Origin of the sequence: Microbacterium suaedae, from assembly GCF_003254645.1 — a bacterium.
Classification (GTDB): Bacteria; Actinomycetota; Actinomycetes; order Actinomycetales; family Microbacteriaceae; genus Microbacterium; species Microbacterium suaedae.
On record NZ_PNFD01000001.1, the window covers coordinates 265,179 to 278,519 of the forward strand.

General features: G+C 67.8%; 12 protein-coding genes. 7 read left to right on the forward strand and 5 right to left on the reverse strand.

Annotated elements, in window-relative coordinates; all coding sequences use genetic code 11:
- Nucleotides 1–134 precede the first annotated feature (134 nt).
- From C0012_RS01185 to C0012_RS01215, 7 genes are read left to right on the forward strand one after another with little or no spacing between them, the layout of a single operon-like run.
- A complete protein-coding gene (locus C0012_RS01185) occupies nt 135–1,124 on the forward strand; it encodes an ABC transporter permease (RefSeq protein WP_110588581.1) in 990 nt (329 codons plus the stop codon).
- Nucleotides 1,124–1,786 (forward strand): YesL family protein, encoded by a 663-nt coding sequence (locus tag C0012_RS01190; protein WP_110588580.1) that lies wholly within the window; start codon nt 1,124–1,126, stop codon nt 1,784–1,786. Before C0012_RS01185 ends, C0012_RS01190 begins: the two co-directional genes overlap by 1 nt.
- Nucleotides 1,783–3,288 carry an extracellular solute-binding protein gene (locus C0012_RS01195; protein ID WP_110588579.1) on the forward strand — a complete coding sequence of 502 codons (1,506 nt, stop codon included), beginning with the start codon at nt 1,783–1,785 and terminating at the stop codon, nt 3,286–3,288. Before C0012_RS01190 ends, C0012_RS01195 begins: the two co-directional genes overlap by 4 nt.
- 19 nt (nt 3,289–3,307) lie before the next feature.
- Nucleotides 3,308–4,591: a glycoside hydrolase family 28 protein gene (locus C0012_RS01200; RefSeq protein WP_232527730.1), complete on the forward strand. Its 1,284-nt coding sequence runs from the start codon at nt 3,308–3,310 to the stop codon at nt 4,589–4,591.
- Nucleotides 4,581–5,045, forward strand: coding sequence for a hypothetical protein (locus C0012_RS01205; protein WP_110588577.1), 465 nt, complete (start codon nt 4,581–4,583; stop codon nt 5,043–5,045). Before C0012_RS01200 ends, C0012_RS01205 begins: the two co-directional genes overlap by 11 nt.
- Nucleotides 5,042–5,959, forward strand: coding sequence for a carbohydrate ABC transporter permease (locus C0012_RS01210; RefSeq protein WP_110588576.1), 918 nt, complete (start codon nt 5,042–5,044; stop codon nt 5,957–5,959). Before C0012_RS01205 ends, C0012_RS01210 begins: the two co-directional genes overlap by 4 nt.
- Nucleotides 5,956–7,518 (forward strand): pectinesterase family protein, encoded by a 1,563-nt coding sequence (locus tag C0012_RS01215; RefSeq protein WP_110588575.1) that lies wholly within the window; start codon nt 5,956–5,958, stop codon nt 7,516–7,518. The genes C0012_RS01210 and C0012_RS01215 overlap by 4 nt, the downstream gene beginning before the upstream one ends.
- Here the strand turns inward: C0012_RS01215 and C0012_RS01220 are convergent.
- The 5 genes from C0012_RS01220 to C0012_RS01240 are packed head-to-tail and all read right to left on the reverse strand — an operon-like array spanning nt 7,470 to nt 13,271.
- Nucleotides 7,470–8,267, reverse strand: a complete 798-nt coding sequence (locus C0012_RS01220; protein ID WP_110588574.1) for a sialate O-acetylesterase — start codon at nt 8,265–8,267, stop codon at nt 7,470–7,472. The two genes, C0012_RS01215 and C0012_RS01220, sit on opposite strands and share 49 nt — an antisense overlap.
- Complete coding sequence (locus tag C0012_RS01225; protein WP_162621814.1) at nt 8,264–9,598, reverse strand: serine hydrolase domain-containing protein; 1,335 nt, start codon at nt 9,596–9,598, stop codon at nt 8,264–8,266. Before C0012_RS01225 ends, C0012_RS01220 begins: the two co-directional genes overlap by 4 nt.
- The gene (locus tag C0012_RS01230; protein ID WP_162621813.1) at nt 9,595–10,740 is read right to left on the reverse strand and encodes a Gfo/Idh/MocA family protein; all 1,146 of its coding nucleotides are present in this window, start codon (nt 10,738–10,740) and stop codon (nt 9,595–9,597) included. Before C0012_RS01230 ends, C0012_RS01225 begins: the two co-directional genes overlap by 4 nt.
- On the reverse strand, nt 10,737–11,753 hold the full coding sequence (locus C0012_RS01235) for a LacI family DNA-binding transcriptional regulator (RefSeq protein WP_110588571.1): 1,017 nt from the start codon (nt 11,751–11,753) through the stop codon (nt 10,737–10,739). The genes C0012_RS01230 and C0012_RS01235 overlap by 4 nt, the downstream gene beginning before the upstream one ends.
- A gap of 3 nt (nt 11,754–11,756) precedes the next feature.
- The gene (locus C0012_RS01240) at nt 11,757–13,271 is read right to left on the reverse strand and encodes a glycoside hydrolase family 43 protein (protein ID WP_110588570.1); all 1,515 of its coding nucleotides are present in this window, start codon (nt 13,269–13,271) and stop codon (nt 11,757–11,759) included.
- Between the last annotated feature and the right edge of the window lie 70 nt (nt 13,272–13,341).

Below are 13,341 nucleotides of genomic sequence, written 5' to 3' on the forward strand. Positions count from 1 at the left end.
GGCGAACTGTTACGCTCTCGAGAAACCGGTTCCCGAGATGATCGCAAAGTCGCGCACTTCCCGAACCGGCATTGAGATCGAACGCAGAGAGGCGAACCGATGAAGGCGATCCAGCGTGACCAGGAGCTTCCGCGATGAGCGGTCCCGCCGCCCCCGTCGTGACGCCCGTCACCGAGCACCTCAGCACATCTGCCGCTCCGACGATCACTCGGCGCGGCGGAGGCTGGCGGAACTCATACGTATGGCGGCACCGCACCCTCTATCTGATGGTGCTCCCCGGCGTCGCGTACTTCCTCATCTTCAAGTACCTGCCGATGGGCGGCCTCGTCATGGCCTTCCAGAACTTCTCTCCCTATCTGGGGATCCTGGGGAGCCCGTGGGTCGGCTTCGAGCACTTCGTCCGCTTCTTCACCACGGACACGTTCCTCCTTCTGCTCGGCAACACCGTCACGATCTCGCTGCTGCTGCTGCTCTTCGCCTTCCCGATCCCGATCGTGCTTGCACTTCTCCTCAACGAGGTGCGCACGAAGGTGTTCCAGCGCACGGTGCAGACGGTCATCTACCTGCCGCACTTCATGTCGTGGGTCATCGTCGTCTCGCTCTTCTACGTGCTGTTCACGACCGACGGCGGCAGCATCAACAACGTCATCGTCTCGCTCGGCGGAGAGCCGATCGCGTTCCTCACGGATCCAGCCTGGCTGCGACCGATGTATGTGGCACAGGAGGTCTGGAAGACCGCCGGATGGGGCACGATCGTCTATCTCGCCGCGATGACGGCCGTCGACATGCAGCTGTATGAGGCCGCCGAGATCGACGGCGCGGGCCGCTGGCGCCAGACGTGGCACATCACCCTGCCGGCGATCCGCCCGACGATCATCGTCATGTTCATCCTGTCGATCGGCGACTTCCTCGAGCTCGGGTTCGAGCACATGTTCCTCGTGCTCAACTCACTCAACCGCGAGGTCGGCGAGATCTTCGACACGTACGTGTACGTCACCGGGATCCAGAACGGGCAGATGAGCTACGCCGCAGCCGTCGGCCTCTTCAAGGGGCTCGTCGGCCTGCTGCTCGTCGTCATGGCGAACAAGATGGCCAAGCGCTTCGGCGAAGAGGGCGTGTACTGATGCTCTCCTACGAGGGATTGATGCGCATCAACACCGTCCTCACGGGGGTGTATCGCATGGCCTACCTCAGTCTGCTCTGGCTCCTCGGTGTCTTCGCCGGTCTCGTCGTCTTCGGCATCGGTCCCTCCTCGTATGCTCTCGCCGCGTACGTCGACGGCTGGTTCCGTCGTGGCGATGTGCCTCCGGTCGCCCGCACGTTCGCCGCGAACTTCCGCGCCGACTTCTGGCGCTCGTGCACGGTGGGCTGGATCCTCCTGGCCGCCGGCGCGATCATCGTGACGAATCTCTTCTCCGTCGAGATCTGGGCGATCCAGTTCGCGAACGTCGTCGCCCTCTTCGTCCTCGTCGTCGCGGCCGCATACGTCTTCCCGATCGCCGCTGCGACCGACATCACAGCCGTGCACCGGCGCCTCGGCGCCGCGCTTCTGGTCGGCTTCGGATCGCTCCACTGGACGATCATCGCCCTCGCCGCATCGGGCGGCGTGCTCTGGTTGATGTGGCAGTTCGCCGCGCCGCTTCTGATCGTCTTCGGCATCGGGATCCCCTCGGCGGCCTTCGGGCTCGTCACGCGAAGCGTGTTCCGCCAGCTGGCGGACGAGACCACGACCCCTTCCCACCACCCCGTTCCGCATCGGAACACCGCGAGAGGAATCACAGAATGAAGATGCACCGCAGGCTCGGAATCAGCGTTGCTTCCGCAGCCGTCGCCGCCGTCGCCCTCACGGGTTGCGGAGCCGGCGGCGGTTCGAGCGATGGCCCGAAGACGAGCGTCACATGGATGACCATCCTCCACACGCCCACAACTCCCGAGACGGATGGCGTCATCGAAACCGCCCTCGAGGAACACACAGGATTCGACATCGACTTCCAGTGGATCCCTTCGGCGTCGATGGATGAGAAGCTCAACGCGGCCATCGCCTCTGACACGCTCGCCGATGTCGTGGCCATGCCGACACCCGACAGCTCCACCCTGCGCCGCGCGTTGGCGTCCGGACAGTTCTGGGACGTTGAGGAGTACCTCGACGATTTCCCGAACCTCGCCGAGATCGATCCGCAGACGCTCGAAGCCGCGAAGATCGACGGACACCTCTACGGCGTGCCCCGCCAGCAGGTGAAGGCACGGTACGGAGTTCTCGTGCGTCAGGACTGGCTCGACAACCTCGGCCTCGACGTGCCGCACACGATCGACGAGCTCGCAGAGGTCGCGCGCGCATTCACCGAGGACGACCCCGACGGGAACGGCAAGGACGACACGACGGGATTCTATGACCGCAGCGAGAGCTTCGACTACAACTTCCGCACCCTGTCCGGATACTTCGGAGCTGGCAGCAAGTTCGAGCTGAACGACAACGGCGAGGTGGTCCCGAGTTTCACTACCGATGCATTCAAGGAGGCTATGGAGTGGTATCGGGGCCTCTACGAAGACGGTGCCGTCAACAACGAGTTCGTGACCGTCCAGAAGTCGAATCAACGCGATGCGATCGCACAGAACAAGGGCGGAATGGTCGTCACAGGGTTGTTCGACGCGAGCAACCTGCTGGCACTGGGCCAGAGCGCGGATCCCGACACTCCGATGGAATGGGCGCTCGTCAGCGACATCACGTACGACGGCGGACCGCGCCGCGTGCTGTCTGACACGAACGGGGGCCTCGGCGGGTGGTACGCCATCCCGAAGTCGCAGATCAAGACCGAGGAGGACCTGCGCGCTGTGCTCGGGTTCCTCGACAGTCTCCTCGACAAGGAAGCCTTCGACCTCATGACGAACGGCATCGAGGGCACACACTATGAGCTCAACGAGGACGGGGTCGTGACGATCCTCGACCAGCCCACGTGGGAGCAGGAGGTACAGCCGTTCGCCTCGTCGCGCATGTCCGACAAGGTCGTCACCTATGCGAGCACGACGCCCTATGTGAACGAAGCGCATGAACTGATGGCGGAGCAGGAGGAGTTCGCCGTCATCAATGTCGCCCAGTCGCTCACCTCCGAGACCTACGACTCTCGCTGGACCGAGCTCGAACAGGACGCCCGCGACGCGTACAACAAGTACATCGTCGGTCAGATCGAGATGTCCGACTATGAGGCCGCGATGGACAAGATCGCGGGCCAGGGTCTTGACCAGATCACCGAGGAGTTCACCGCCTCGTACGAAGCCGCGAACGGCTGACGCGATGAAGGAGCAGCAGGTGCAGATCACCACGCGTTCCGCTCTCGACCAGAGGGACCTCGAGACAGCGGAAATCCAGTCGGCGATCGACCGCGCGTCTGAGGCCGGGGGCGGAATCGTCACGATCTCCCCCGGCGTGCACCGCACCGGTGCTCTGCGCCTGCGCTCCTTCGTCGAGCTTCGGGTGGAGATGGGCGCGACCCTGCAGTTCGTGCCCGATCCCGAGCTGTATCCGCCGATCGACTCGAGCTGGGAGGGAGCGCCCGCGTGGGTGCACTCCCCCTGCATCTCGGCGCGCGGAGAGACTGACGTCGCCATCACGGGGCTCGGCCGGATCGACGGCGGCGGCAGCGGCTGGTGGCACGCGTTCCGATACGACCGATCCTCGCTCGCGCATCCCCGACCGACGCTCCTCGGCTTCGAGGGGTGCACGCGCGTGACCGTCAGCGACCTGACACTCACCGCCTCACCCAGCTGGACTGTCCACCCCATGCGGTGCGACGACGTCCGCGTCTCCGGGGTCCGCATCATCAACCCGCCCGATTCACCGAATACCGACGGGATCAATCCCGAATCGAGTCGGAACGTGCGCATCACGGCGTGCCACATCGACGTCGGCGACGACTGCATCGCGATCAAGGCGGGAACGGAGCGCGCCGACGCGCCGCCGGCCTGCGAGAACGTCGTGATCGCGAACTGCACGATGCTGCACGGCCACGGCGGCGTCGTGATCGGCAGCGAGATGACCGGCGGCGTGCGCGGCGTCGTCATCAGCGACTGCGTCTTCGACGGCACCGACCGCGGAATCCGCCTCAAGACCCGTCGCGGCCGCGGTGGCGTCGTCGAAGACGTCCGTGTCTCGAACATCGTCATGCGCGACGTCGCCTGCCCCGTCGTGATCAATCCCTTCTACTTCTGCGGCCCCGATGGGAAGGCGCCCCGCGTCTCCGACCGCGCCGCGCTCACGATCGACGACGGTACGCCCGCAATCCGCCGGATCCACGTCTCGAATCTGTCGGCGACGGGCGTGACCTCCTGCGCGGGCTTTCTCTCCGGGCTCCCCGAGCGACCCCTGACGGACATCGTGCTCGACGACGTCGCGATCACCTACGCCGAGGATCCCGCGCCCTCCGTCCCTGCGATGGCCGACGGCGTTCCGGAGATGGCGGCGGCCGGATTCCGCATCGCCTTCGCCACGCAGGCTCGGCTCTCGCGCGTGAGTCTCACGGGAGTCGTCGGTGCCGCAATCGTCGACGATGACGCCGAGGTCCGCATGAGCGAGGTGACGATCCATGAGCGCTGAGACGCTCGCCCGGTCGGCGGCCGCTCACCGCCGCTTCACGCGCCGTCCGGAGAAGTGGACCGCGGGCATCGGCGTCGGCCTCGCCGCGATCTTGCAGGGCGGATTCGCTTTCGCCGTGAACAGCACCACGAGCGCCGAGTTCGGCGACGCTATCGCCCCGGCGCTGCGCTCCGCCGGCATCGATCTCGCCGCATCGGGGAACGCGTACGAGGCCGCGCGGACGCTCGCGGCGTGGTTCGGTTTCTCGCTTCTCGCCGTCCTCGCCCTCGCGGCGATCGGCTTCTTCCTCGCCTCGCGCCGCCCGCTACAGGGCTCCACCGGCTGGTGGTTTCTCGGCGCGGGTCTCGCGTGCCTGTTCGGCACGCAGCTCATCCTCTACCCCGTCGCGTTCTTTCTGTTCCTCGCGGCCGCGCTCTTCGCGGCCCGTTCGCCCCAGCAAGGATCCCCGTCATGACGAACGTCACCTCCGCCACGATCCCGCTCAAGTTCCGCGGCGCGAAGCTGCGCCGACGGCCGGGACGCCGCATCTTCGCCGTCGTCAACGCCATCGTGCTGACGCTGTTCGCGCTCGCCTGCGTGCTGCCGTTCGTGAACGTGCTCGCGAGCTCGTTCGCGACTCCCGGCGAGATCGCGACGACGCCGTTCATCCTCTTCCCGAAGACCTTCACGCTCGACGCGTACGCCTACATCTTCTCCACGCCCACGATCTTCCGCGCGATGGGCGTCTCGCTCTTCGTGACCGCGGCGGGCACGTTCATCAGCCTGGTCCTCACGGCATTCATGGCGTACGCGCTGTCGAAGAAACACCTGAAGGGCCGCCGCGTCATCAACTTCCTCGTGGTGTTCACGATGCTGTTCTCGGGCGGCATGATCCCGACCTTCATGGTCGTCAATGCCCTTGGCCTCATCGACTCGCTATGGTCGCTCATCCTCCCCGTCGCGATCAACGCGTTCAACTTCGTGATCATGAGGAGCTTCTTCCAGGGGATCCCGGAGAGCCTCGAGGAGGCGGCGCGGATCGACGGTTGCTCCGAGATCGGCGTGTTCCTGCGCATCGTGCTTCCGCTCTCGCTGGCATCGATCGCGACGATCGGTCTGTTCTATGCCGTCTTCTACTGGAACACCTACCAGCACGCGATCCTCTACATCAACGATTCGACGAAGTGGCCGATCCAGGTGCTGCTGCGCCAGATCGTCATCGTCGCGAGCGGCATGAACGCCGACGAGACAGCCGTCGATGTCGTTCCTCCCGCGCAATCGGTCAAGATGGCCGTGATCTTCGTCGCGACGCTGCCGATGCTCATCGTCTATCCCTTCATTCAGCGCTTCTTCGTCAAGGGCGCCCTCATCGGATCCGTCAAGGGATGAGCGTCGTCACGGTCGGCCCGGGAGAAGATGATCTGCCGTCGCTACAGGAGGCCCTCGAGGTCCCTGATGCGACCGAGATCGTGCTCGCCCCGGGAACGTACGTCGAGCAGGTCGTCATCGCGCCGCGCCCCGCGCCGCTCGAGATCCGCTGCTCGACAGGCGAACCGCACGATGTCACGATCACGTTCGGACTCCGCCAGGGCGACCTCGGCGCCGATGGCATGCCGCTCGCCCAGGACTGCGCGTCGGTCACGGTCGACGCCGACGACGTCACGCTGCGCGGCATCACGATCGAGAACTCCTTCGATCGCGCGGCGCGGCCAGGTCTGCGCGACACACAAGCGATTGCGCTGCGCACCCGCGGCGATCGCGTGCGCGTCGACAACTGCCGCCTCCTTGGCCAGCAGGATACGCTCCTCCTCGACACGCCGACGCGTGGATCCCTCCGGCACGTCTACGTGACCGACTGCGAAATCCACGGCGATGTCGATTTCGTCTACGGACGCGCGACCGCGGTGATCTCGGGCGGCGTCGTGCATTCGACCGGCCCCGGCTGCGTCGCGGCACCGTCGACGATCCGCGAGAACCCACGCGGTCTGCTCTTCACGGGGGTCGCCTTCACCGGCGACGCCCCCGACGGGTCCGTCTCACTCGCGCGACCGTGGCACCAGGGCGGGTCGTCCGAGGCACTCGGCGGCGCCGAGTTCGTCGCATGCGAACTCGGTCCGCACATCTCGGCCGAGCGCTGGGACGACATGGGCGGATTCTCCTGGCGCGACGCGCGGTTCGCCGAGCACGACACCGTCGGCCTCTCCGCTGCCGAGTGGCTGCGTGGCTGGGACGGGCCGGCGGACACGACCGGCCGCGTCGTGATCGTGTCCGACTCGACCGCGAGCGAATATCCGCCCGACCGGGCTCCTCGAACGGGATGGGGGCAGGTGCTCGCCGAAGTCTCCGGTCTCGAGGTCGACAACCACGCGGTGTCGGGCGCGAGCACTCGCAGCTTCATCGAATCGGGAGCGCTCGACAGCGCCCTCGCTGCCCTTTCCCCCGGCGACGTGATGTTCATCGCCTTCGGCCACAACGACCCGAAGTCCGACCAGCGGCACGCCGAGCTCTTCACCGACTACGCGGCCAATTTGCGCCGGTTCCTCATCGGTGCCCGATCACGCGGGGCGATCCCAGTGCTGGCGACCGCGGTCGAGCGCCGAGCAGCCTGTTCCGCGAGCACGTCGACGACGCACGGCGGATATCCGCAGCGCGTCCGTTCCCTCGCGCGCGAGGAGGACGTGCCGCTCGTGGATCTCTCTTTGCTGTCACGACGTCTGTGGCGCGAGCTGGGTGAGCAGGGCAGTCGCGAGGCGTTCCTGTGGTTCGATCCCGGGGCATGGCCCGCGTACCCCGCCGGAGAGCGCGACGATACGCACTTTTCGCGTGAGGGCGCATTGCTCGTCGCCCGCATCGTGGCGGGCGAGCTGGAGCGGCTGGGAGTCGTGGGCGAGCGGATCCGTCAGTCGCGCGCGGCCGAGTCCGTCCTGCGCGACTGCGCGATCGCCTGATACGCCGCGAAGTAGTTCGCCCCGAGGATGCGTTGGCCCGCCGCCGTGAAGTGTGTCGACGCGTCGTTGATGTGCCCGACAGGCGGCGCCTCCGCATAGCCGGTGTTCGGAATCCGATCAGGTGTGTGACGAAGTGCCTCGGCGACGCCCTCATGATCGGGATACGCCATCCGGCGCTCGGCCGCCATCTGACCTACGATGAATGGGGCGTGCGTCGCCTCGGGAAGGCGCTGACGCAGCGCCAGGATGAGCTCGTCGAGGTCGGCGGCATAGTCGTCCTCGGCGCGACCGCCGTCGGACTCGCCCTGATGCCAGATGACGGCTTCGATCCGCGCGTCCGGCCCCGCCGCGGCGAGCGCAGCGCGGGCGTGCTCGAGGGCCGCGTCGAAGAGATTCAGGGCTCCCTCTTTCTCGAAGCCGACCTTCCACACTCCCGGAAAGGTGCCGTGTCGGCGCATTCCCGTTCCCCCCATCGTCACGGGCACGATGAGGACACGATCCTCGGTCGGCAACGTCGTGAGCAGGAGCGAGGCGAAGGGGCCACCCGGTCCGAGCCCACCGGGCGGATGTGCCCCGATGGGCGCGAGGGGTTCACGCGCGGGCACGATCCTCCCGGCGCGGTCTCCCGATCCAGGGAAGGCGTCGATACGCGGATCACGCGCGTCCTGCCCGTCGGGCTCGAAATCCGTGTTCGAGCCGTTTGCGTTGGACTGCCCGAGCACGAGCACGAGATGATAAGCGCCGGTCATTCCGCTCCCCCGTCGCCTTCCTGCCGACCATCGGGTGCGTAGCTGCCGAACCAGTTCCAGGTACCGTCCGTAGCCGGGCCGAATGCCTGCGACTGCACCGTGATGAGCCCATCGTCGGTGGCGACGATCCGCATCCGCAGGCACGCGATGTCGTCGGTCGCGGCGTCCACGCGGAGGTCGTACGTGTCGGGCGCGCACCAGCCGCCCGTCGCGACGCCGACTCCGATTCCCGGGATGTCGACGGGATACGAGTGACCGTCGTGGGCGCGGATGATGGTGTCACCGATCGCCAATCGGACGCTGTCCGGCGCGAACCGCGCCGCCATCCGCGCCGGATTCCCACGTCCTGAGGACGCGATGAAATCGCCGTCGACCGTGCGTCCATGTCGTGGGTCGTGAGGAGGCCGTGGCCGGACCAGATCGAATGGACACTCATCGCGCGGATCTTTCCTCATCGCCTCGAGGAACAGCGAGACAAGTCGCTGGTCACCGCTCTGACAGGCCTGCGCGTTTGCTGTGACAACCGCCGCGATGCCGCGGTCCGGATCGCCGTAGACGATCTGCCCTCCGAGCCCGAACATCATCCATCCACCTCCCGGAGGCAGCCAGAACTGGGCCCCGTATCCCGCGCGCAGGGGCGCACCCCACGTCTGCATCGCTGCATCACTGCGACGCTCGAGCGCGGCGCTCACGACGTCGTGCGGGAGCGCACCGCCGCCGCTGTTCAGCATCTCGGCGACGCGCAGCAAGTCGCGCGGACGGCACACGAGGCCAGATCCGCCGTGGCCGATGCCCTCGGGTCCGCGCAGCATCCGCATGCCGTCGCCACCCCCGGTCGGGGCGAGAATTCGTTCGCGCAGGACGTCTTCGAGCGGGGCGCTCTCGACCCGCTCCACGAGGGCTGAGAGCACATAGCTCCCGCTCGTGTCATAGGTGAACAGCGTGCCGGGGCGATGCGTGGGCGGCGTCCGAAACCAGCTGTCGAGCCAGTCGCCCTCCTCCTCGCGATAGGTAGTCGCGGCGTGCGGCCCGCACATCGCGAGCAGGTCGGCGACCGTTGCACGCGCCGTGAGCGGATCGACTGCCCGCTTCTCGGGGAAGTGATCGACGATCCGGTCCTCGAGCCTGATCCGGCCCTCATGCGCGAGGGCGAGGACGACGAGCCCCGTGAGCGACTTCGCGACGGAGTACATGCGGTGCGGTGCGTGCGGTCCGAACGGCGCCACGCCTGCGCTGTGCACGATCTCGCCGTCGATGCTCACCTCGAGGGAGTGGATCGTGATGTCGTGGGCCGCCGTACGGGCGACGAACGCGGACAGGGCGTCTGTCACGCGGATGTCCCCGCGAACGGACTGCCGAGCCGCGTGAACGTGGCCTCGGCGGCGAGGGCGCGCTCGAGTTCCGCCTCGACGCCCGCGACGACGAGATGGTATCCGCTCTCGTGTGCGCTCGCCGACACAAACTCGTCCGGAATCGGGCGCGGCGCGGGGGCCGCGACGACGCCGTCGACGAGGCGCATGAACGCCCCCGTCGCCGCGATCGGAACGAGAAGGGCTTCCCCGCCTTCGCGTGCGGCCAGGAGGTTCTCGAGCAGGTCCGTCGTTCCCGTGCGCACGCTCTCACGCACCGTGCCATCGGGATCGCGCCGGTCGACGCGGTCGGATTTGTACCAGAAACGAAAGGAACCGCGCGTGCCGACGACCTCGACGTACGGCTCGGTGTACGTCGTCGCAGCGAGCGTGACCGCCGTCGTGAGCCGGACGCCGCCAGGCAACCCGAAGATCGCGACCGAGGTGTCGTCGGCCTCGATGTCATTGGCACGCCAGAGATCGAGTTCGAGCGACGAGACGTCGTCCGCGGCCGTGGCACCCGCGATCGCGAGGGCGGTCGCCGTCGCGTGTGCGAGAGGGTTCGTCAGCACGCCGTCGGCGACGACGCGTCCGTCGAGCACGCGCCGACCGGCCCAGGGCGAGCGCGCCCAGTAGACGTCGTCGCGTACCCACGCGCCCGTGGCGCTGAAACGCACGACGTCGCCGATGTCGCCCGCGGCGATGCGCGAGCGGATCAGCCCGATCGCGTCCGAGCCGAGGCTTTGGAAGCCGATCTGCACTCGCGCGCCGGCCCGATCGGCCAGGGCGACGAGCCGCTCGAACTCGTCGAGGGTGGCGGTCGTCGGCTTCTCCAGCAGCACGTCGTTGCCCTGATCGATGGCGGCGGCCGCGAGTGCGAAGTGCGTGTGGATGGGCGTGCAGATCACGACGACGTCGGTAACGCCGGCGGCGAGCATCTCAGCACCGTCCGTGTAGCGACGGACGCCGTCCGGCAGCGCGTCCGGATCGGGCGGGTGGGGATCCGCGACGGCGGCGAGGCGGACCCGCCCCGCCGCGCGCAGGCGCAAGGCGCGCGCGAGGTGCGATCGGCCGTGACCGCCGGTCCCGATGAGCCCCAGGCGCGGGGCGGCTGCGGCCGTCACGGCCGCTCCCCCGTGCTGCCGCGCCGGGCCAGCTCGGGCGCGAAGGTCACGACCGTGCGGTCGGCACCGCCCTCCATCTCCGCGCGGAGAGCCTGCCACGTACGCGCGCCGATGTCGCCGAGGCGCGAGGTCATCGTCGTGAGAGTCGGCGAGGAGAACTGCGAGTAGGGAATGTCGTCGAACCCCGCGACAGAGAGATCCTGCGGCACGCGAACGCCTTCCTCCGTCAGCCGCCCCAGGAGGCCGAGCGCAACGACGTCATTGAAGGCGATCGCAGCCGTCGCCCCCGTGTCGCGGACGGCCGGCCATGCGTCGTGGCCGTCTTCGAACGCGTGCCCACACGGCAGCTCGTCGATGCGCACGTCGGCGTGAGCGTGTCGCACGTGCTCGAGGCCGCGTTGCCTGGCCCAGTTCGAACGACTCTCGGGAGGCCCCGCGAGATAGGCGATTCGCGTGTGCCCCAGAGACACGAGGTGCTCCGCGAGTTCGCGCACACCCGCTTCGTAGTCGACCATGACAGCCGCCGCCCGCTCGCCCGTCGTGCGGTTGAACACAGCAACAGGGTGCACGCGCGGCAGAAGGTCGATGAGCTCCTCGCGCGTCATGCGCGGCGCGAACAGGGCGATCGCATCGGTACGGTTGCGGATATCGAGTGTCACTGCGGCCTCACCCTCGCTGTTCTCGAGGGTGTCGGCGACGAGCACGCGGTACCCGTCGCGCTCGGCCGCGCGATGCAGTCCGTGGAGTACCTGGTGGAACATCGGATTGGCGAGGTCGGGAACGACGACGCCGATCGTGCGGCTGACACCGAGCGAGAGCGATCGGGCCGTCTCGCTGCGTGTGTAGCCGAGATCGCGGACAGCGCCGCGCACGCGCTCCGCGATCTCCTCATTGACGGTCTGAACCCCGTTCATAACCCGTGACACGGTCGCCTTCGACACACCGGCTTCGCGGGCGATGTCGGAGATCGTCGTCTCGCGCGACGGGGTGCGGCGTTCTCTTTTGCCAGCCATCCTTCAATCCTCGTCCAGATCGATGCGGAATCGGGTGAAGGTGCCGACGGCGTCGGGCGCGCCGTGACCGCTGCCGGCGAACAGGGCGATCTCAGCGCCGATCCATTGCCCTTCGACCGCCGCCGTACCAGGGTCGACCGCGAGCGTCGTTCCTCCCGTGCGAATCTTCGCCATAACGGCAGCGCCGGCGCCGCAGGAGAGCTCGACCTCCGCGTCGCCCACGACCGGCTGCCGCGCGATGACCCGTTCGACGAGGTCGTCGCGCCCGCGCACCGCGACGACTGCTTCGTCGCCGTCAGGTGTGCGGCGGATCCCCGCCCAGACGTAGTCGCGGCCGAGAATCGCGAGACCGGCTCGAGCTCCGGGCGGTCCTTCGAGCGCGACGCCCACACGGGATCGCGACGCCATGCCCGGCAGGGGCTGACCGAGCACGCGCGGCAGCGCGCGGACGTTTCCCGCGTCGGCGCTCGAGCGCAGTTGCAGAGCGCCGGTGCCGGGGACGAGTGCGTCGGGATCGGGGTTCGCCTGCCATGTCCAGTACGGCCCCGGCCTTCCACTCGCGAAGTCGTCGTCACGGGCGAGCGTGCGCCGCCCCTGGACCGTACCGTGCGGCGTCGGATACGACAGCACGGGCTCGTCGGGACCTCCGGCAACGGCCGCGCCCATGCGGGGCCAGCCGTCGTCGCTCCACGCCATCGGCTGCAGGTGGACGACGCGGCCGAAGGGCCCGCGATCCTGGAAGTGGAGAAACCAGTCGCGCCCGTCGCGCGACGTCACCCAGGCCCCCTGATGCGGCCCGTTGACCGGTGTGGATCCCTGCGCGAGCACGATCCGCTCCTCGTACGGCCCGAAGGGATCACGTGAGCGAAACACGGCCTGCCATCCGGTCGCGACGCCACCCGCGGGAGCGAAGATCCAGTACCAGCCGTCGCGCCGATAAAACTTGGGCCCCTCGAGCGTCGTCCACCCCTCGAGGAGGGCGCCATCGATCACGTCGCGCGACGGCGCGAGCACCTCGCTCAGGACGGAGTCGACCTCAACGACCGACAGCACGTTCTTGCGTCCCGCGCGCGACCTGGCCCAGCCATGCACGAGGTATGCCCGACCGTCGTCGTCCCAGAGCGGACACGGGTCGATGAGGCCGAGACCGCCGAGCAGCAGGCGCGGCTCGCTCCACGGCCCGGCGGGGTCACTCGCCGTGACGACGAATATCCCCTGATCAGGGTCGGGATACACGATGTAGTAGACGCCGTTGCGGTGGCGGATCGACGGCGCCCAGACACCACCGCCGTGGCGCGGTACGTCGAACCAGGTTCGGGGCTCGACGGCCGGGAGCGCATCGCCGACGCGCTCCCAGTTCACGAGATCGTCCGAGACATACACCGGAAGCCCGGGCGCGCGATTGAAGCTCGACGCCGTCATGACGTATCGGTCTCCTACGCGGATCACGTCGGGGTCCGGGAGGTCGGCGTCGATGATCGGGTTGCGGTATCGAGGCTCGTCATTGAGGGTGCTCATCGCCGCGATCCTACACGAGAAACCGGTTCCTGATAGTGTCCCACCATCGCTGAACCTTCCGATCGATACG

What these genes read in the sequence shown, in the direction of transcription:
- C0012_RS01185 (WP_110588581.1), top strand. Translation starts at nt 135, where the DNA reads ATGAGCGGTCCCGCCGCCCCCGTCGTGACGCCCGTCACCGAGCACCTC.
- C0012_RS01235 (WP_110588571.1), bottom strand. Translation starts at nt 11,753, where the DNA reads ATGGCTGGCAAAAGAGAACGCCGCACCCCGTCGCGCGAGACGACGATC.
- C0012_RS01240 (WP_110588570.1), bottom strand. Translation starts at nt 13,271, where the DNA reads ATGAGCACCCTCAATGACGAGCCTCGATACCGCAACCCGATCATCGAC.
- C0012_RS01195 (WP_110588579.1), top strand. Translation starts at nt 1,783, where the DNA reads ATGAAGATGCACCGCAGGCTCGGAATCAGCGTTGCTTCCGCAGCCGTC.
- C0012_RS01210 (WP_110588576.1), top strand. Translation starts at nt 5,042, where the DNA reads ATGACGAACGTCACCTCCGCCACGATCCCGCTCAAGTTCCGCGGCGCG.
- C0012_RS01205 (WP_110588577.1), top strand. Translation starts at nt 4,581, where the DNA reads ATGAGCGCTGAGACGCTCGCCCGGTCGGCGGCCGCTCACCGCCGCTTC.
- C0012_RS01220 (WP_110588574.1), bottom strand. Translation starts at nt 8,267, where the DNA reads ATGACCGGCGCTTATCATCTCGTGCTCGTGCTCGGGCAGTCCAACGCA.
- C0012_RS01215 (WP_110588575.1), top strand. Translation starts at nt 5,956, where the DNA reads ATGAGCGTCGTCACGGTCGGCCCGGGAGAAGATGATCTGCCGTCGCTA.
- C0012_RS01190 (WP_110588580.1), top strand. Translation starts at nt 1,124, where the DNA reads ATGCTCTCCTACGAGGGATTGATGCGCATCAACACCGTCCTCACGGGG.